This window comes from Mariniflexile gromovii (assembly GCF_017814435.1).
GTDB lineage: Bacteria > Bacteroidota > Bacteroidia > Flavobacteriales > Flavobacteriaceae > Mariniflexile > Mariniflexile gromovii.
The window spans coordinates 67,681-88,985 of record NZ_JAGJCB010000006.1; the positions used below are offsets into that span (position 1 = coordinate 67,681).

Annotated in this window: 13 protein-coding genes and 2 pseudogenes; all 15 read right to left on the reverse strand. The window is 35.4% G+C overall.

The window, feature by feature from the left end:
- Positions 1 to 7 precede the first annotated feature (7 nt).
- The gene (locus tag J8H85_RS08370) at positions 8 to 2,644 is read right to left on the reverse strand and encodes a glycoside hydrolase family 31 protein (RefSeq protein ID WP_209654507.1); all 2,637 of its coding nucleotides are present in this window, start codon (positions 2,642 to 2,644) and stop codon (positions 8 to 10) included.
- 445 nt (positions 2,645 to 3,089) lie between these two features.
- Positions 3,090 to 3,359, reverse strand: a pseudogene (locus J8H85_RS08375) (TIM-barrel domain-containing protein); the annotation flags it as partial.
- A gap of 186 nt (positions 3,360 to 3,545) precedes the next feature.
- Positions 3,546 to 4,151, reverse strand: a complete 606-nt coding sequence (locus tag J8H85_RS08380) for a TIM-barrel domain-containing protein (RefSeq protein WP_209654511.1) — start codon at positions 4,149 to 4,151, stop codon at positions 3,546 to 3,548.
- A 414-nt stretch (positions 4,152 to 4,565) separates the two neighbouring features.
- Entirely contained in the window at positions 4,566 to 4,763 is a 198-nt protein-coding gene (locus J8H85_RS19165; RefSeq protein WP_379936949.1) for a hypothetical protein, read from the reverse strand.
- A 219-nt stretch (positions 4,764 to 4,982) separates the two neighbouring features.
- The gene (locus tag J8H85_RS08390) at positions 4,983 to 6,560 is read right to left on the reverse strand and encodes a sulfatase-like hydrolase/transferase (protein WP_209654513.1); all 1,578 of its coding nucleotides are present in this window, start codon (positions 6,558 to 6,560) and stop codon (positions 4,983 to 4,985) included.
- Positions 6,561 to 6,580: 20 nt separating this feature from the next.
- Positions 6,581 to 8,131, reverse strand: coding sequence for a sialate O-acetylesterase (locus J8H85_RS08395; RefSeq protein ID WP_209654515.1), 1,551 nt, complete (start codon positions 8,129 to 8,131; stop codon positions 6,581 to 6,583).
- A gap of 45 nt (positions 8,132 to 8,176) precedes the next feature.
- Positions 8,177 to 9,805, reverse strand: coding sequence for a glycoside hydrolase family 172 protein (locus tag J8H85_RS08400; protein WP_209654517.1), 1,629 nt, complete (start codon positions 9,803 to 9,805; stop codon positions 8,177 to 8,179).
- 10 nt (positions 9,806 to 9,815) lie between these two features.
- A complete protein-coding gene (locus tag J8H85_RS08405) occupies positions 9,816 to 11,780 on the reverse strand; it encodes an SGNH/GDSL hydrolase family protein (RefSeq protein WP_209654518.1) in 1,965 nt (654 codons plus the stop codon).
- Positions 11,770 to 13,440 carry a hypothetical protein gene (locus J8H85_RS08410; protein ID WP_209654520.1) on the reverse strand — a complete coding sequence of 557 codons (1,671 nt, stop codon included), beginning with the start codon at positions 13,438 to 13,440 and terminating at the stop codon, positions 11,770 to 11,772. The genes J8H85_RS08405 and J8H85_RS08410 overlap by 11 nt, the downstream gene beginning before the upstream one ends.
- Before the next feature lie 396 nt (positions 13,441 to 13,836).
- Positions 13,837 to 14,745: an alpha/beta hydrolase gene (locus J8H85_RS08415; RefSeq protein ID WP_209654522.1), complete on the reverse strand. Its 909-nt coding sequence runs from the start codon at positions 14,743 to 14,745 to the stop codon at positions 13,837 to 13,839.
- A 3-nt stretch (positions 14,746 to 14,748) separates the two neighbouring features.
- Complete coding sequence (locus J8H85_RS18920) at positions 14,749 to 15,138, reverse strand: glycoside hydrolase family 95-like protein (RefSeq protein ID WP_379936986.1); 390 nt, start codon at positions 15,136 to 15,138, stop codon at positions 14,749 to 14,751.
- A gap of 6 nt (positions 15,139 to 15,144) precedes the next feature.
- Positions 15,145 to 17,241 (reverse strand): annotated as a pseudogene (locus J8H85_RS08420) (glycoside hydrolase family 95 protein); the annotation flags it as partial.
- A 385-nt stretch (positions 17,242 to 17,626) separates the two neighbouring features.
- Complete coding sequence (locus J8H85_RS08425) at positions 17,627 to 18,928, reverse strand: right-handed parallel beta-helix repeat-containing protein (protein WP_209654524.1); 1,302 nt, start codon at positions 18,926 to 18,928, stop codon at positions 17,627 to 17,629.
- A 5-nt stretch (positions 18,929 to 18,933) separates the two neighbouring features.
- Positions 18,934 to 19,893: a prolyl oligopeptidase family serine peptidase gene (locus J8H85_RS08430; RefSeq protein WP_209654526.1), complete on the reverse strand. Its 960-nt coding sequence runs from the start codon at positions 19,891 to 19,893 to the stop codon at positions 18,934 to 18,936.
- 183 nt (positions 19,894 to 20,076) lie between these two features.
- Positions 20,077 to 21,294 carry a carboxypeptidase-like regulatory domain-containing protein gene (locus J8H85_RS08435; protein ID WP_209654528.1) on the reverse strand — a complete coding sequence of 406 codons (1,218 nt, stop codon included), beginning with the start codon at positions 21,292 to 21,294 and terminating at the stop codon, positions 20,077 to 20,079.
- Positions 21,295 to 21,305 lie beyond the last annotated feature (11 nt).

The following is a 21,305-nucleotide window of genomic DNA, read 5'->3' on the forward strand; positions in this document are numbered from 1 at the left end:
CTTTATTTTAAAATTTAATTTGTTTTTCTGTTCCATCAAAAAAGAATTCTTCATATTTATCACTGCCTACCATGGTTACCAAAATAAGCATGCGTATATCGGGAAATCTCATATATTGGTCATACCCTTTTTTAATTTTTAGGGTTTTATTTTTTTCTGAATAGGTAATAATAACTTCTGAATACATGCCTTTTTCGTAGTTATAAGACTCATTATCATCAAGGTACATGACGTATTCGGCATCTTTCCCCGGATACACTCTAATTTCCATGGGGTCTTCTGTTCTTTCTGTAGCATATTGCACAGGCGGACTCATAGGAATGATGCTTCCCGCCTTCACATATAAAGGTGTTTCATCAAGGGGTGCTTTAACTGAAATATTTCTACCTCCTTCAATCTTTTCACTTGTCCAGAAATTGTACCAATCGCCCTTTGGAAAATACATTTCTTTTTCACGTTTTTGATACTCGGTAACAAAACCAGCCATCATCGATTCACCGAAAAGAAGTTGGTCTTTAATTTCCCAGGTGTTTTTATCGGTTGGATATTGATACACCAAAGGTGCCATCAATAATTTCCCATCGGCATTTACTTTTCTGGCCTCTGAATAAATGTAAGGCATCAGTAGATACCTAAGGTCTATAAATTTACGGGCAGTGTCTTCAAACTCTTGTCCGTACCTCCAAATCTCGGTTTCTGATACATAGCCATGAATACGGAAAATAGGGCTAAACGTACCAAATTGAAACCAACGGGTTAGCAGCTCAATATATTCAGGATTGGTATATTGGTCATCGTAAATAGGATTTAAGGATTTAGAATCTCTAAAAAAGCCGCCAATATCGTGTGTCCAGTAAGGAACACCCGCCATAGTAAAGTTAAGACCTGCAGGAATTTGTTCTGCAAACTGTTTCCAAGTACTTTGAACATCGCCAGACCATGATGCGGCTCCGTAACGCTGTTGACCAGCATAAGCCGAACGGGTTAAATTGAAAACCCTTTGCATAGGGAACTCTTCTCTTCGTCCTTCATACATCGATTTTGTAACCAAAAGCGAATAGGCATTGTAAACCTCATCGTTAGGTCCTACCGCTGTTTTGATGTCTTTACTTGACTTTCCTGCTGGTTCGGTACCATCTAACCAAATGGAATTTACACCAATATGAAACATAGAATCGCTAAGCATACGGTAAAATCGTTCTTGAACACCTGTATCATAGAAATCAAGTTTAGCACTTCCTTTAACCTTTGTTAGGTTATATTTTTTTTCTAAAGGTTCATGTTTAACTTCTGGCCATACCGAAACCATGAGCCTAATATTTAATTTTCTTAACGAATCAACCATGGCTTTTGGGTCTGGGTATTTTGTTCTATCCCACTCCGGACCTTTCATGCCTTCTGGCCAATAAAACCAATCTTGAACAATGTTATCAAACGGAATTTTTCGAGCTCTCATTTCGCTGGCATTCTCTAACAATTCTTCTTGGTTGTGATAACGCTCACGACATTGCCAAAAACCGTAAGCACTTTTAGGAAACATAGGAGCGTTTCCGGTAAGGTGTTGATATTCTGTAATAACATCTGAAGGTTTTTCTCCATACACAAAATAATAATCGATGGCATTTCCAGCTAAACTACTGAACACGGTTTTATTAAAATCGGGTTCGTTGTAATACAAATTACCAGGTATTTTTGCTCCCGTGTTTTGAAAAACTACCTTGTATTCTTTACCTGCTTCCAAATATTTTTTACCCGAATAGCGGGTAGGCACCCAAATGGTTGAATAGCTAATAACATCTTCCCCGTCAATGGTTACCTTAATTTCACCTCGCATTTTACCACCTTCATCACTTAAAGCCATAAAATAATATTCTCCGGTTTTGGTTGGTGTGAAGGTTGTTTCACGAATGTTTTTTTCTTCGTTTAAAGCCGAAGCATAAGCAGCTACATTTTCTTTTTCGATGGATGATTCTACTTTAGTATCAGTAACGATTTCTTTTTTAGGAACGGTAGCAAATTCAATTTCATTTGCAGGTAAATTAAAATCGGTAATACTGTAATTGTTCCAATAAATACCATAACTATTGGTTGAAACTAAAAATGGAATAGCTATTTCTTGATTATACTGTTGAAGACGGATAGGAACATTTTTCCAGTTCATGATACCACTTTGAAATTGCCCTAATCCATACAAAGCTTCATCGCCTGCATGAAATGCTTGCGAAACAGCATGTATTGCGGTGGTATCTTGCTTAATAAAAGTGTTTTCTTTGGTTTCTGCTAGTAACTTTTTATTGTCCTTGTTTTGATATTCTATTTTTCCATCGCTATGCACTAAAACTTTTAAATTATCTGTGCGAATGGTTAGCAAGTCTTCGGTTGTATCTAAATTCCACGATACGTCTTGGGGTTCTAAAACCGTTACATAATCTGGAATGGTTGATGGCGTGCTGCCATTCATTATTTTATTTATACGAATGATAGATTCGTTAATAACGGTAATATTAATATTGGTACTGTCATGATGAATGGTTACACCGTGCTTCGTTTTTTCAACTTGATGCTTAAACTTTGAACTGCATCCCACTGTTACTAGTAGCAATAATACAGCACATAAAATAGCGGACATTTTGGTTACTTTCATTGCTTGGTTCATAGTTTTAGTTAGTTTATTATATGATGACATTAATATTAAATTCTTTCTCACCTTATAACTGTAAAATTAAATCTTGATAAAAACTTTTAATATAAACCATGATTCATTTCCTATAAATAAACAACCCAAATAAGGCAAAAGCTGTTACTAAACGTCCACTTTGTCTTATTTGGGTTATTTAAGAATATATACTTACAATGCTACTTTTACATACATAGCTACGCATAGAATATTATTTTCTACATCATATAAATTGCTTTTTAAAGTTGTTTTTCCTGCATTTAGTTTCACTTTGAATTTCACAGATTTATCTTCTGGTTTAATAGAAATGGTTTTATTAAAATCCCCAATAATTAATTGTGCTTTAGCAATAGTTCGAATGCCATTTTCGAACCCATCATCATAGGAATCAATTATAGGTTTTTGTGATTCTTCAGACCAACGAAAAAAGTTCTATATCATAAGTTCCTTCATTTTCTATAATAATAATAATAATAATAATAATAATATCCCAATATCCATTCCCATCTGCTTTCATAAGGCAATCTGGATTGTCACAATAGCTTCCATTCCAATCGCTGACAGTAGCACCATAACGCTGCTGTCCTGCATATGCCGAACGGGTTAAATTGAAAACACGTTCGTTAGGAAACTCTTCCCTTCTACCTTCGTACATCATTTTTGTAACCAAAAGTGAATATGGATTTTGAACTTCTTATATGGTCCTACAGTCGTAGTTACTTTTGTGTTAGTAACATCTTTTGGTTCGGTACCATTTAACCAAATAGAACTTACACCTTTATGAAACATAGTATCGCTTAACATTCGATAGAAGCGTTCACTAACACACTTGTCATAAATATCAACATAATTACTACTTTTTATTTTTTTAAGATTGTACTTCGCTTCTAAAGCATCGTTCTTTACCTGTGGCTATACCGAAACCCATCAACTTTAGGTTTATTCTTTTTAGTTTATCAACCATGGCTTTGGGGTCTGGATATTTTGCTCTATCCCACTCTGGACCTTTCGTGCCTTTTGGCCAATAGAACCAATCTTGTACAATATTATCAAACGGAATTTTTCGTGCTCTCATTTCACGAGTATTCACTAATAATTCTTCTTGATCGTGATAGCGTTCGCGACATTGCCAAAAACCATAAGCACTTTTAGCGAACATGGGAGCTGTTCCCGTTAGGTTTTGATATTGGGAAATAACCTCATCTGGATTCTCCCCTTGAATTAAATAATAATCAATAGCCTTTCCTTTGGTGCTACTAAATACGGTTTTATTAAAATCTGGTTCGTTGTAAAATAATTTTTCTGGAATTTTAGCACCCGTATTTTGAAAAACCACTTTATAGGTTTTACCAGCTGGCAAATGTTTTTTGCCTGAATATCTCCTAGGCATCCAAATGGTTGAATAATTAATTATATCATCACCATCAATGCTTACTTTAATCTCACCACGCATGCGCCCGTCATTATCGCTCAATGCTAAAAAAGTATATTCACCGGATTTATTTGGTGTAAACGTGGTTTCACGAATGTTTTTCTCGATAGCTTCTTTTGTAATATGAGAGGCAATATCTTCCTTTTCACCATCTACAGCAATGTCTGTATTACTCTTTTTTGTTTGAACTTTTGCTGTTGAAGAAAATTGAATTTCATTTTGAGGTTGATTAAAATCCGTTAAACTAAAGTTTTACCAGTAAATTCCATAACCTATTGTAGAAACCAATAAGGGAATAGCGATTTCCTGATTGTATTGCTGAAAACGAATAGGAACGTTTTTCAAATTCATACTACCACTTTGATACTGACCTAAACCCTACAGCGCTTCATCGCCCGCATGAAACCCCTATGAAACCATATGTGTCTTGGTGGTATCTGCTTGAATGAAGGTATTTTAATTCGTTTTTGATACTAGGTTTATACAGTCCTTCGTTTGATAGTCAATAACATCATCATTTTTCACAAATACATTTAAAGCATTGGTACTGATGGTGATTACATCTTTAGCTTCCTTTAATTTCCAAGCTACATTTTGAGGTTTTAAAACCGTAACATAAACTGGAATGGTGGAAGGTTTACTACCATTCTTCATTTTGTTGACGTGAATGATATACTCATTAATCACTTCAATGTTTATAATAATACTATCTTGTTGAATGGTTACTCCATGACCTGCCTTTTTAATGTTAACAAAAACTTGATTTACGCCCAGTAATTAAAAACACTAAAACCAACAAACTAAAACTCGCAGTTTTATTAAAATTTATCATTATTTTTTTTAATCTACTCTTTATTTGTTATTCAGAAAACTCTATTGAATCATCTTTTGATACATGTCCTCTGTTTGTTTTCTTAACTTCTTAAGAATATCGAGATGCTCTAGACTGTTCACCAAATTATGCTGTTCCATGGGGTCGTTATTTGTATCGTATAACTCCTCGATTCTTGGTGTATGTTCGTAGTAAACGATGTACTTCCAACGGTCTGTACGCACGCCTCTGCTACGGTATGATTTATTGGTATCTATAAGATTTTTATTGATGTCATCAACCTCCTCACTATAACGTTTGCTGAACATGGCCGCCAAAAACAAGTCTTCCATAAAAACAGTATCGCGCCATTCGGACATATCTTGTGTTTGATACAACACACCACTAATATCACGTCCTTGCATGCTTTTTGGTGGTTGTAACCCTGCCATGGATACAATAGTAGACGCCATATCAACTGAAGAAACTAGGGCATTTTCGCGACGTTTGCGTTTAGCTTCTGGCATACGTCCATCATAAGCAATAAGTGGTGCTTTTACAGATTCATCATACAACAAACATTTGTCGAATAAGCCATGCGACCCTTGAAAACGTCCGTTATCACTCGTATAGATAATAATGGTGTTTTCCAACAACCCTTTGGCTTTTAATTTCTCTACTAAAAAACCGACTTGTTCATCGACGCTATAACCTTGCGTAGCGAAACGACGTACCAATTTTTGGTAAAGTTCGGGGGTTGATGATCTTTGACGATGTAAATAAACGCCACGGGCATTTTCTTTAACCACATCTGGAAGTACTGGATTATCGCCTTCAACCCAATTTCCCGGAACCGAAAAATCGTGGTCCTTAAACTGTTCAAAATGCGGCATGTACACATCCTTGTTATTGTCGTGCTTCACCGCATAAAAACTAACCGATAAACAAAATGGCTGATTAGCAGGTTGCGTATCCAAAAAACGCATCATAGCTTCTCCAGTTCTCTTGGTCCTGCCTGAGTTTTGGCGTCCTTCTTTGTAAATATCCAGTAAAGCTTCATCATCTTCTGGCCAGATTACAAAATCTTTTCTATCATAAGTTTCACTTCCTGCAAAAAAATCGAAAACGCCTCCCATTTGATTTTTATAATAATGTTCTTTGGGTGTGCTTGGTCGTACGGCTTCTTCAGTAACCGTAAATCCTACTTTGCCAATAAAACCTGTGCGATACCCGGCGTTTTTAAGGATTGCAGGGTAACTTTTGGAAAAATCTACTTGTGATAATGTATAATCATCAGGTGCCACAAACCCCACTTTGTGGTTTGAATTATACCGACCCGTCATCATCGTTACACGACTGGGCATACAAATAGCTACGGCATAAAAAGCCTTATCGAATATCACACCTTGTTCTGCCAACTTATCGATGTTGGGTGTATTGAATTCCGGTTTGCCATAACAACCCATATTATCCCAACGTTGGTCGTCAGTCATTAAAAAGATGATATTGGGTTTTGTAGTGTCACTTACCGAAATTTCTTTAGTTTGTGTTGTTTTTGATTTACAACCAATTGATAATAGCATTGAAATGAAAGAAAAAAGGATGAAGATTTTTTTTGGATTTGTATCTTTTATAATCATAATATTATCTTTATTGGTAACTAATTACTGGTTTTTAATATGGAGGCTGGCAAGCCTTCTTTATTATATAAATTAGCACCTTCTGGATTTGAAGACCAAGCATAACGAACCTCTATAGGATTTGATATCTCATTATGCCAAACCTCCACTTTATTTTTATCAATAATTTGAGCTTTTGCCCATTTCCACACACCGCTTTCATCACAAATTTGAAAACGTTTTAATGGTTCGTTTACTGGAACAGTGGGTTCTAACAGATGTTTTTTTCCAACCATTAAACCAGAGCCTACATGGTTGAACTCAATAATTATTTTATTGTTCTTTATTTCTGAACTTTTATACAAGGGACCACTGCAAACAATATCTTTATTATAGGCTTGTTTTAAAGCCCATAAAGACAGTCGTTTTCCAGCATCAACCTTGTTTTTTGGGTGAATAGCTTTAGATTCACCAATATCGTTAAGTACTGCTAAACCTGTGTTAGGAAGCTCTAGGATTTGACTTTGCCCATATGAAACCAATGCCCAGCCATCCTCATCACCAACAGGCATTTCGTTGGCTTTTCTATAATTAGCTAATTGACATGTATAAAAATAAAATGTTTCTTGCCCCCAAGCTGCTCTCCAATTTTCTATCATAGATTGAAGACGTACACCATACTGTTCTGCTAATTCACTAGAATTACTTTCTCCTTGATACCACAAAGCGCCTTTAACGGCATAGGGTATTAAAGGATGTATCATTGCATTGTACAAAGTTGCTGGCACTTGTTTATCTTTTGCTGGATGTACTTGTTTTACACCTTTTCTATTTACCAAACCTTCTTCCCAAGAAGCTAATCGTTTTTGGTAATCGGCTATTTCATTATTGTAGTAGACCGCAAAAGTTTCATTAGATTTATACGCACTAATGGGCATCCAAGGCTCTATTTTAGTACCCCCAAAATTACAACTTATTATGGCCACTGGAACCTGTAATTTTTCACGTAATTCACGCCCGAAGAAATAAGCGGTTCCTGAAAATTCATTGACTTGCCCGGGAACGGCTTTAGACCACTCCCCTGTACCCTGCGTTTTTTCTTTGAAAACACTAAAATCTTGACCTACTTTAAACTGGCGAAATAAAGGATCATTTGCTGTTGCTGCTTCTTTTCGTAAATATTCAGCAATTGGTTCGTATTTAGGTTCTACAGCTTCTCCTATTAACATCCTAAAAGAACGGTACATATTAGATTGTCCGCTACAAAGCCAAACTTCACCAACCAAAACATCTACAAACTTTAAAGTAGTTACTTCATTTTTATATTGAGCAGTAATGGATAAAATTCGTGATTCACTTGATGCGTCTAAAGCATCTAAATCAACACGCCAATTGCCTTGCGTATCTGCTTTTATTTCCTTTTTTTGTTCAGCAAATAAAACTTCAATTATCGCATTAGCTTCTGTAGTTCCCCAAATGGGCACTTTTTGACCTTGTTGTAAAACCATGCCATTAGAAAAAATACTAGGCAAATCTATTTCTAAAGCAAAAGCAGTATTGAAAATCAATATGCAAAAAACTACAAAGCTCAATTTTAATTTTATACTGTTCATCATATACTATTACGGCAAATACGATTAATTTTTAGGGAAATCTTTTGGTAAAGGGGGTACGTTTAAAACTTCCTTTTCGTCTGGAATTCTGTTTGATGTAGTTTGTTTATAACCATACCAATACATGCCCACGCCATAGCCCATTTCGCAATCGGTCCAACTCCAGATTTCCATATCCAGTTGCAAGGAGCTGCTAAAAGGCATAATATCCAACGATCGGGTTCGGGTTTCTGTACTATAACCTAAGGTGTTTTTTTCTTTGGTTGTTTTACGGTTTAACTTATTATAAATATAAGCATGAGGTTGTGCATGAAAAGGATGCTCATAGAATTCGGTACTTCTACCTCCCCAAGAATATGCGTAATAATCTTCGGTACCTGTTCCGAAAATAGATGGAAAATCTTCGCCATCTACCCAAATTTTTTCGTCACCTTCACCCCACCATTTTGTAACAGGATTCATAACAGTCAATGCATCACCCACATAAACACCTTTTCCTTTAAGTGTTACATAATTCCAATCGAAAAATGGTCTGGTAGCAACTGGATATTGTCCACGCCATGCCGCATTAAAATACATACTGTCATCATCCCATTTCCAATCGCCTACAATTGCCTTTAAATCTACCTGCACAGCTTTTTTTCCTAAGTTAACTACAGAGATTTTTCCGGATTTTTGATAAGGCATCGGCCATCTGCAAGTCATAGTTCCATCTTCACTTACGGCAATATGCCATCCTTGGTGCGGATTTAATCCAATACCACTACCAAAAAAATCGCCAACAGGCGTCCAGACTGTTTGTTCTCCATCAAATTCAATTTTCAAAACAACCGAACGTGTTACCTCTATGTTATTATAATCTTTTAACTTTAAGTTCAATTCTTTAATGGCTGCATTTCCTTCTGGCAATTCAATGGATTTTTCTTTTTTAGAACCCAATTTGGCTGAGAACGCCACTTGAGTTCCTTCTACAGTCTTTTTAGGCTCTAACAATAATTTCCCGATTTTTTTGATTAAAGGTACTGCTTTGGTAAAATCTTCATTTGTGAAGGTTTTTATAGGCGTATAATCTTCGTAAACCCTGTATGTAAATTGATAGAAGAAAGGTCTTTCAGTAGTTGTTATTTTACAACTTTTAGCATACGGAATGGGGAAAAACGACACCGCAGAACGCAACGATTGATGCGCTAACGGAAACGGAATTTCCCCAGTTCCGTCAAGCAACCCTAACATATTGCCTTCCAAAACTGGCTCGTCGTTGCCATCTAAATATATTTTAATTTGAATATCGGTATTCGGTTTATCGGCGCTTAAAAAAGGCATCCACGTACGTACTATGGCACCTGGCCCCACATGATCCATTAATACCCATTCTTTTTCTCCGTTTTTTTCCTCGGTTCTAATAAAATTGTGGTCGGTATCTTTCGAATTGAAATCATGATTATTAAACCAACCCGCAGTATCAGCAGGCATTATAGACGCTCTGTTATAGCTACTTTCTTGTTTTAACCTGAAATTTGTTTTGGGAAAACGTGCTACAGCATCTCTATCAACCATGTCGTTTAATAAAGATTCCATGGTAATTTTTTCTGCATTTTGAGCGGACGCCAAAAATGTATAAACTAAAAAAATACTGCTTAAGGTTGATTTCATATGTAATTCATTATTGATTTATGTAGACATAGCGTATTCTACAAGCATGCCCCAAACTTTGTGGATCTTTCTCATCAGTAATTCTAATTTCTAGTTGATGTTTTTTATTATTTAAACCGCTTGCCAATGTAAAATACCATGGTATGTGTAATGATTTACTCCATTTCAAAAAAAGATTTTGCTTTTGCCATACACCCTTATCTAAGCGGTATTCAATAATTCCCGCATCTTGCCCAGCGGCTACTGCAATACCCACTGTATTTCCTTCGAATGTTAAATTTATTGTTCTTCCAGGAGTTTCACTTATTAGCATAGGAACATTAACATAATTAGCTCTGGTTCCTTTACCGTCATGGGGATTCCAAGAAGGATCTATTTTCCAACCTTTTTTTAATTTAATATCTTTAACATCTAATAGAATACCATTTTCATAGCTAAATTCATCTAAGGGAATAGGTAAATTATGAGCTGTTAATTTATCATCATTATCCAGTTGACCTATAAAGGCATTATCTAAAAACTGAATCATAGAGTGTGCATAAATCCCTTGACCAAAAGGGGAAGGATGTAAGTTTTTAAAATCATCTTTCCATGTAAATTCGCCATGATCAATTCTTTCGGTAACTTCCTGTGCTAAGTTAATGGTTGGAATACTATAATGCTCGGCAACTTTATTGTGATTTTTAATAACTTCGGGTTCTTTTCCCGCTCGGTAGTCCTGCATTATATCTGGATCTACAAAATGCATCATGACGATATCTACCAGTGGATTGGCTTTTCGTGAATGACGAACAATACCTTCCATGCCCCTTATTTGTTGGGTTGCTGTGTTGCCATTAGTAGCGTCGTTCACAGCGGCTTCTTCAAACAACAAGTCAATTTTCCCTTTAGACAGTACATCTCTTTCTAATCTGAACGCCCCAGGAGTTGTTCCCATTGAAGGAATGCCTGCTGCTATAAATTCGAATTCGGTTTCAGGAAATTTATTTTTTAAGTAGTTACAAACACTATCGCGCCACCCTCTATTGTAGGTAATAGACCCTCCAAGAAAAGCCACACGTCCTTTTTTATGACGCTGAAATTGTATTTGACTATTCTGTAAGCCGCTTCGCATTTGATGGTAATTCGAAGAATTTAGTGGTCCATTTTTGGTACTATGATGAATGATGAAATCAACTACCATATCAGGATCATCAATTTCATAATGATGCCCATTGGATCTTTGTATTCCCGAACTACAAGCAGACACCGTTGCAGTTCCTCCTAATCGGATGTAATTGTTAATAAGCTTTAATGAGTTTTCTTCAGGCGGTACTACACCATCCTTTAAACTCACAGTATGCAAAATGGGCACTCTTGCTTTTGCCAATACGTCCAAATTATCAATGGGGTTATTTTTGTATGCTTTGGCTTCCTCATCATTTTTAAAGCCGTATTCAGCTTTTAAAACCTCCCAATCTTTTTTGCTTCCTTCACTTATACCATAACCTGCTGGCCAACTTTTAAAGTCGCACACTACAGCATCGGCATAAATACAGGCTACTTTTTCAGCATTTTCTTTTGCCCAATTGTAAATAAATAAACCACCACGACTATGTCCATGTAAAGCCACTTTGGCTTGTAATTTATATGTAGTCGTAAGATACTTATAAAAATCATTCCAGACAGTTACCGCTTTAGGACTTCCAAACTGATTATTAGTATTTATATAAGCAATGTGAAACCCTTTAGCTAAAAGCGTGCTGTCTATTTCGGCATGATAATCAGGGAATCGTGCTCGCCAAACCCAAGGATTACCTGGTGACGGTTTTTTAGGTAGTGTTAAAGATGCTTCTTTACCCTCAAATTTAAAGTTAATGTGTTCAAAACTTTTCCATGTAGTTTTAAATGTTTCATCAAATTTATTTTGTGAAATACCAACTGAAAAAGTAAATAATGCTATGAAAAGCACTAAAAACTGGCCTTTATTTTTCATTTAAATATTTTTTTAATTCGTTTACTTTTTTATGGGCGTTATTCGCTATATGGCGATTATAGTCCTGTGTATATAGAGTTGCTATTGTTTGATAATCACTTGAAAGTTTGTTATAATTTTCCCAAGCTTTATCATACCTTTTAATCCATTTTAGAACAGCTTTGTTATTACCTTTTGATTCTGCGTCAGATATATATACAAGTATTCTGTAAATTTCATACAGCCTTAAGCCATATTTTGCTGAACCTACGGCATGATCATTAGCCCCTTCACTACCCCAATCTATTGATTTGGCTAGTTTAACTATAGTCTTCCATTGGGCTACTGCTTCATCTTTTTGAAATAGGTTTCTTTTGCTAGCCACTTCATCTTTTACTCCTGCAGGCCATGCAATTCCTTGATCACGCGTCCACCAAGGATTCATATCTCTATATGTACTATTGCGACCCCTTACTATGGCTTGGGCAGATAACAAGCATAACTCTCTAAACTTGGTAACATCTTTTTCTTTTAAATTCAAACGTTCTATAGCATATCGTTTAAAAACGGTTTCCTCTGTTTGAGTAATATCTTTAGCCCATTGTGCCATGACCCAAGCATTTAAATCGCACCACATTTCATTTTTAATGTAAGGTCCATCCCAGCCACCACCACGTGACCAAGTCCAAATACCGGCATATAATTCTGGTCTTTCTTCAACAAATTCTCGTATACTTTTTATACGATCTTTTGGCATATTGAAATGCTCTTCAAATCCTTCAATAACACCATTAGCGATATAGTTAGGATATGCGCCTTTTCCTTCGTATTCGCGAGCTGACTGCACTTCTATAATTTGTTTGTGACGCCCTTGCCCAATTACTTTACTAAACGCATTGGCACGATGAAAATCGCCTTCACAATGTTTTACACTAATTGTTAGATTTTTATGAGGTTCTATAGATTCACTCACTTTCATATACGCATCCAAATCTACGTCAAAAGCACCCCAAGTTCTAAAAATCAGTTGCTTATTTCTCTTTTGACAAATCTCTTCTTTTAAAATCTGAATTAAAGGAATAATTGTTTTTTCCGGACTTTTCTTATTAGTAATAGAACCTAAATGAAAAGGAGCATCATGTAAATATGTTTCGCCTATTCGAACCACCAAACCATCTAAATCTGGAAACTGATCGAACATCTCATTAATTTGAATTCGAATGAATTTTTCTGTTAAAGGATGATTTAGGTCTCCAAATGTTTCTTGCATTCCAAATATTTCTATTAATCGTTTGGGAAACAGTACTAAATCGGACATAGCATATATTGCCAAATTTGATGCTTTACATGCTTTATGCATTTCTCTTATTTGTGTTGCCTTTTGATCTACCCAATTTCTATCTTCAGAACCTTTTGGCAAAATATTTTCATTTATAGATTCCCAAGTAATTGCTAAGGCTGGAGATTCAAAAAGAAAATACACCTTACCGTTGTATCCCATTTCTTTTATGGTAAGCGGATTATTATAAACCGTTTGATAGGGTAATTCTCCTGGATTATGATGTACCATGTCCAATATTAATGGTTTTGGTATTGGTATACTATTCTGTGCATCCAATTTTATTCCCAAAAAAGAAATTGATAATAATGTTAAATACGTTGTAATAATTAATTTGTTCATATATAAAAGTTTGTTAATGAAAACCAATAGAGTACTCTTTATTATTTTGTGATTTAACTCTATAGTATCAAATAAACTTAAATATTTCAATACATTTACTTTGATAAATTCGACTAATAACTTCTGTACTTCGATATTTAACCAAATTTCTTATTGACTATTATGGCCGAATAAAATTATTTCATCTCCAATTTTTGTTTGTATTTCATATAAATAAGATGTTTTTAAAGACAAGTTTTTTAATTGTAGAGATTCAGATACCAAAGGCTTTTTAATTTACTGAGCTTGACAAAATGGATTTCGATTTTTAGGACAACACAAAACCACCAATACAATCAAAATGAATAATGTATCATTTTTCATTAAAAATCAATTTATTTTTCAAAAGCCATCCATTTAATATCGTTTTAACCAAGCTTCCAATCGCTCTGTCCAAGTAGATAGATAGGCGTTATCGCGTGCTAAGGCGTAGCCATGCCACCCCATAGGATATAGATGCATTTCAGCCTCAACTTTGTTATTCAGTAATGCCTCGTAATACTTAAGTGAGTTCTGTACTGGAACCCCCGTATCGTCTGTTGAATGCATGATAAATGCAGGTGGTGTTTCTGTATTTACATGCAACTCGCTTGAAAAATGTTGGATTAATTTTTCATCTAAATTATTGTTTAACAAGCGTCTTCTTGAGCCAGGGTCTGTAAAATCATCTTTAAAAGTTATAACAGGATAGACTAAAACCGAAAAATCCGGTCTTGCACTCAATAAATCAATACCATCAGTTGGTTCTGCATATTTTTCATTGTAATGAACAGCAAGTGTTGCCGCCAAATGCCCACCTGCAGAAAACCCCATTATACCGATTCTTGAGGAATCTATCCCCCATTCTTTGGCATGATGTCTAGTTAAACGAACTGCCCGTTGCGCATCTAATATAGGCGATTTATATGAAACGATATTTGATTTTGAATGAGGCAAACGGTATTTTAAAACCACTGCTACAATGCCCTGTGAATTTAACCATTTGGCAATATCGGTACCTTCCCAATCCCAATTCATTATGGCATATCCACCTCCTGGACAAATAATCACTGCTTGTCCATTCCTTATTTTTTCTGATGGTATAAAAACTTCAACACCTGGCTTTTTTACATTTCTAATCTTTAAAACACCTTCCTGAACCCTAATTTCTCCCTCTCCAGTTTCCTGATAATTTGGAACAGTATCACTCCACAAGGGTAATTCTAAATGCTGAGCTGCACCTGAAAAACTTATTTGAACCAAAAGAAAAAATAAAATTGTTCTCATCTATTACTTTTTAATTAAGATTAGCTGTTGTCCTGCCTCAGTAGCTACATCATACTCATATACCGATGGTACTTTAAACGTTTGTAAATTGGCTTTGTCCGATACCAAAGGCTTTTTGATTTCAGGCACTTGATAAAATGAATTTGTGTTTTCAGCGGATGCTATTGCTAATTGCTTTCCATTTTGAAGTTTTAATTCATTATATGAACGCACGCGACAGTTTCCGCCTAAAGTTGATTTTATAACCACCTTCACTACTTCGCCGTTTTTCCATTCGAGTTCACTAATTTCGAAACCACCTCTAGCGCGTAATCCTGTTACGTTTCCATCTTTCCAAACATCGGGTAAAGCAGGAACTAAATGAATGGCGCCATCATGACTTTGCACCAACATTTCGGTTAAACCAGAAGTAAATCCGAAATTACCATCAATTTGAAATGGTGGATGCGCATCTAACATATTAGGATAGGTACCACCTCCTTTTGGAGAATCTGGTCTGCCTACTAATTTTATTTGATCGCCCATTAATTTATAGGCGTGATTTCCATCTAATAATCACGCCCAAAGATTGATTTTCCAGTTCATGGACCATCCTGTTGATGGGTCGCCTCTTTGAATCAACGTATTTTCAGCCCCTTGAAATAACTCTGGATGTCTATAAGGTGATATTTGATTGGACGGATACAATCCGTATAAATGCGATACATGGCGGTGGTCATCCTTTGGATCGTCTAAATCTTGCATCCATTCTTGTAATTGATTGTGCTGCCCCACCTTCATTGGAGGTAATTTTTGTAATGCATTTTCTATTTTGGATATCAATGCTGCATCAACATTTAAAATTTTAGCGGCACTGATGGTTTTGGTGAACATATCGAATACCAGTTGATTGTCCATTGTCGTGCCTGCTTCAATAGTTACATTTTTGGAACGTACACTCGGGCCATGTTCTGGAGAAATTGACGGTGCAATTACCAACCAGCCATTTTTAGGTTCTGGTGTTAAAACACTTAAGATGAATTCTGTAGCACCTTTCATGGCAGGATATACCGATTTTAAATACTCTAAATCGCCATTAAACATAAATTTATCCCATACGTGCTGCGTTAGCCAAGTACCACCTGTTGGCCACATGCCCCAAGTAGCTCCGTCTACAGGACCACAAATCCTCCATAAATCGGTATTGTGGTGCGTAACCCAACCATCGGCGCCATACATCACTTTGGCCGTTTCTTTACCAGCTTCCGATAATTCCCGTACCATTTGAATTAACGGTTCGTGCATTTCAGATAAATTGGTAACCTCGGCAGGCCAGTAATTCATTTCTGTGTTTATGTTTACGGTATAAGCACTTTTCCAAGGTGGTGTTAAATCATTACACCATAAACCTTGTAAATTGGCTGGTTGCCCCCCTGGTTGTGAGGAAGAAATTAGCAAATACCTTCCGAATTGGAAATACAAAGCAGCCAATGAAGGATCGAATCCGGTACTAAATTCCTTAATCCTCACATCTGTTGGATTTTTTGCAGCTTCAGAAGTGCCTAAATCCAAAGACACTCTGTTAAAATAGTTTTGGTAAAAGCTGGTATGGTCGTTTACCAACTGTTTGTAATTTTTCTTTTCAGCTTTCGCTATAAAATCTGCTGCCTTTTTATGGGCATTGGCACTCACATCTTGGTAGTTTACAAAATTGGTAGCGATAGAAATATAAAGCGTTACGCTGTTTGCTTTTGAAACGTTTAATTGATTGTTTTTTGCCGATAGCTTTCCCCCTTCTGGAACGATTTTTACACGAGAATCAAACTCTACCATACCCTTAATTGCCGGAGTACCCGGTGATAACCTAAAACTATTATCACCTCCAAACCCTGTCATAACCAATACGCCATTGGCTTCTGTAAATACGGAGACTTTTGCAGGCTCTGGTCGATCCATCGTAGCGTTAAAACTGATTTTCCCTTTTTTATTTGCTGTGATTTTCATTACAATCACCTGATCGGAAAAAGAAGTGAAAATTTCACGTTTGTAGGTAACACCATCTACGGTATAGGTGGTAGTGTTGATGGCTTTTTCGATATCCAATTCACGGTAGTAATCTGAAACGTTTTCTTGATTTTCAAAATTCAACCTTAAATTCCCCACTGTTTCATAAGGCATCCCGTGTGATGTTTTAGAAATAAACTTCTCATTCGCCAAACGGTGGGCTTCATCATATTTTTCTTGAAATAATAATTCCCTAACTTCTGAAAGCGCTCCTTTAGCATCTGGATTATCGTTTCTATGAGGACCTCCTGCCCATAATGTAAGCTCATTTAACTGGATATTTTCGTTGGAAGGGTTTCCAAAAACCATAGCGCCCAAACGACCATTTCCTAAAGGAAGGGCTTCGTTCCAATTGGCTGCTGGGGCATTGTACCAAAGTTTAAGATTATTATTGTCTTGCGCATTACAATTTAGAAGCACTACTAATATTAAAATCTTTAATATAATTTTCATCAACTCTTTGTTTATTATTTATTAATCTTTATTTATAATTCATCATACCATAAACTCAAAAAATATCTTGACTTTAAGGCATGACTATATTTATTCTAAAAGAAGAATATTACTAATAACGAAATTAATATTTTGTGATTTTTTTAATATAAATTATAGGTCATACACTATAAACTATAACTTATTTGTTTCCAAATTGATTTTTTTAAACCATTACAGCTTTTTTATTTGCTGTTTCCCATTCTTAAATGCGCTACTTAACAAGCTATTTGAAGAGTCACCCATCTGTACTGAAATTGCCAAAATTCGATTTTTGTTTGCTTGCTGAAAACGTATCTGGAATTATTGTGAATATTACTTTTTTAAGACGCTTCAGCCTTCCATTCTATTTTATTTGAGTGACCTTGTTGTTGGTTCCGTGGTCTGTAACTTTACCTAAACTTACAACAGTGTTTCCTCTTGATGATGCCTCTAAAACAATTGGATATTCAGTTTCATTTTTGATGGTAGAATTATTGTTTTTTACTACAATGGGTCGCAAATTGGTATCCATAGGCCCTTCAGTTCGATGAAAAACAATGGTGTGATTGTTCCCTAAAATATCGGCAACATTATGGTCTCCAACCGCATTTGGCGATGGAAGAATGGTCAATTCAATATTCTGGTTCGATTTTGATAGCCTAAAATCACTTAAAGGTGCATAAGTAAAGTTTCCTGATGAATTAGTAATTTTTCCACCTTGCGGTAAATTATAATTTGTAGCGCCACAATCAATTGCCGTAGAGTTGGTAACGGTTGCACTGCTAGCCAGATAAACCCTGATACCACCTCTCATTTTTTTGACGGTACAATTTTCAACCGTCACACTGCCACCATGTGTATAGACCCTGATACCATCTTCGGAAAGGGGATACATGACATTTTTAGGAATTGGTTCATTGTTGGTTTTATAATTGGATCTAACGGGCAAATCCACTGGATTGGTTTCCATATATAAATCGGCGCTTGGTCGCATTCTGCCTTCCACAAGTGTGTTTTTTATAACCGATGCATCTGCTGGCTCCTGCATATAAATGCCATGACCAAATGCTCTTTGCTGCACTTCGCAACTGTCTATGACATTGCGTTTGCCTTTTAACAAGATACCACAACGTTTATCCAGTCCAAACACATTATCGCGCCCTATTCCGTAGATGCTTCCATAACCGTATGGAAACGAACCTCTTACCGTTAACTTTATATTTAAAATTAAGTTATCATCACCTCTAACATCCAAAACTGCCTGCCCTTTTAAGCCACTTGCCAAGGTAGATCGTTCTTGATTGTAAGCACTAAAATCTGTTACTTCATCTAATCCGCTAACATAAGTATCTTCAAAAGCACCTCCTTTAAAAGTGTTGTGATTACCCGTAATAACGATGTAACTCTGTTTTGTGGAACCAACAGGTGCATTTACATAAACCCCAGACAAATCTATCATATTGTTAGAGCCAGAGCAAAGAATTTTCCTTTGGTCTTTCGGAAGTTCGGTAAGGTCATATTTACCAGGTTTCAAAATAATATTCTGATTACTGTTTTTTACAGCTTCACATAATTCTGATAAAGATGATACTTGCATCGTGGTTTGCGCCGATAATTCCAAGCCAATAAACCCAATGAATAATAAAGCTATTTTAAAAGTTTTCATATTCTTCATTTTAAATGAGAAAGTATAAAATTGGTAGCATAATCGTTGATTTCGTCGATGGAAGGCGCGATATTTTTTCCATTAAAACTGTGTGCTGCATTTTTAACGGTCAACAACTCTACATGGGCATTTTTTTCTTTTGCTACTTCCACCATGTAGGTAGAATTAATAATTGGAAGCACGGGATCTTCAGCGCCATGCAACAACAATATGGGCGGACTATTTTCTTCCAAAAGTTCTGTTGGACTTAACAACTTTGCCAAGTCCGGTTTTTCGCTTAATGGTGCTCCTAAAAGACGCTCAAAAAGCTTTCCATCTTCAAAAATAGAACCCGGCCTTAAATCTGGATTTAAACATGATGTAAAAGGAAAATACGAAGCCACACATTTAAAATTAAGGGAATAATTGGATAATTGTGGGTCTCCTTTAAAATCAGGATCCTTACCTAAAGCTGTTACCAAACTTAAATGTCCGCCAGCAGAACCACCCCAAACACCGTATTTTTCCTTATCCAATTTGTATTTTTCTGCATGTTTTAAAAGAAACCGAGCCGCATCCTTGGCATCTACAGCGGCATCATAAGCATTCGTTTTCCCCTTGGCCAACCTGTATTCAATAGTAGCACACACAACTCCATTATCAATTAAGGATTGTAAAGTGCCAAGAAACGCTTTTCTAAATATATTGTATTGAGTGCCTCCTGCCCAACCACCGCCATGAACATAAAGCATCCACGGATTATTTTGTTTCATTTTATCAGCCTCTGGATAGAAAATAGTCATTTTTAATTCTTTCCCATCTACCGTTTTATAGACTACTGCTTCTTGGTTCTTAAAAGTATTTAAAATTTCTTGTTCTTCTGGGTTTTGACCATAAACAACAGACACACTAATTAGTGACAGTAAAAACATGAAACATACTCTACTTAATAATGAATTTGTTCTAACTTGAATATAATTCCTCATAATATCGTTCTATAGTTAATGAATATTCTTGTTTGTTTATATTTAATTCGTTTATGTATGGAAGTTGCGTGTTTGTATGCGAGGATTTTCCGAAGGAAAATCAGAAGCTAGCAAACGAGCAACTAACTTTGGTTTATATAAAACTAGCAATTTTTTTTTACTGTGTTAGGCAGCGTTTTTTTTTTAATTTTCACTATTAGGTTCATAATCAAGAGGCAAAGAATGTGCAAACTTTTCATAAGACCAATATTCTTCATATAAAACATCTAATGGATTAGCTAAAATTCCTTGTGGATAAACTATAAATTTTTCTGTTAATGGAATTATGTTCGATGTTTGTGGAAACGCTTTACGGGGTTTACTAGATGGATTTCTTAAAATATAACCTTTTTCTTCATTTTCTCTGAGATATGTAATTCTTAAATTATTGTCAAACTGAAGATAAGTTGTATTATTTTCTTTATAAATGATATCTGAAGACGCTATTTCAGCCTTATCTAAATAGTCAATATATTTTGGCAGTTTTGCCTTTTTTAAAATAATTAGTGCTGAATCTATCGCATTTTCAGGTATGTCAATTTTTCTTGACAAATTAAGAGTAGCATTCGATTTAGATACTGCCTTTCTAGCTTTTAATATTTCTTCTTCACTAGGTCTATCTTTATTTTTCTTTCGCACAAATTCATTTATAACAAAACCTTCTTCTTTTGATGAATTTTTCAAAAGGCTTTTATAAAAGTGTACTTGAGAACCATTATAAGCCTTTAACCTATTTTTTATCCACTTCTTCTTATCACCTTTTAATGCTTTAAAATAAGAATACCCTAAATAGTTAGTGATTTGGTTTTCTATTGAAAAGTGTTTCAAATCGTAGAATATATCATAGCCTAGAGCTTCATTTTTTATATGTAATGGTTCAATTGCTTCTGCCGTGAAAATACTGTTTTCTGAATCAAATTCAAAAAACAAAACCTCTGGATTTTGTACAGTACAAAATTTTGAAAACTCACTAGCACCAATAAATGCACGAAAGAAAACGGAAAAATTATATTCCCATTTAAAATTGTTTTTTTCACCTTTAATAATAACTTCATCTAATACAAATTCTTCTTCTGACAGTGAAAAAACAAGTGGTTTTGTGTAAGTAGAAGTATCAAAATTATATTTTATAGTCTTAAATCCTATATGCGAAATTATTAATTGATAAACACCATCTTTTATCTCTAAATTGAACGCTCCATTGTTATTTGTAATAGTTCCTATTGTGGTGTTATTAAGGTATATCGTTACATTACTCTGGGGTTCGTTGTTAAAATAAATTGTCCCATTCAAATTTATTTGAGCCGATAATTTGAAAAAAATCAAGTAAAAAAAAAGAATAAAATATATAGTTTTAGTCATCAGATTGCATG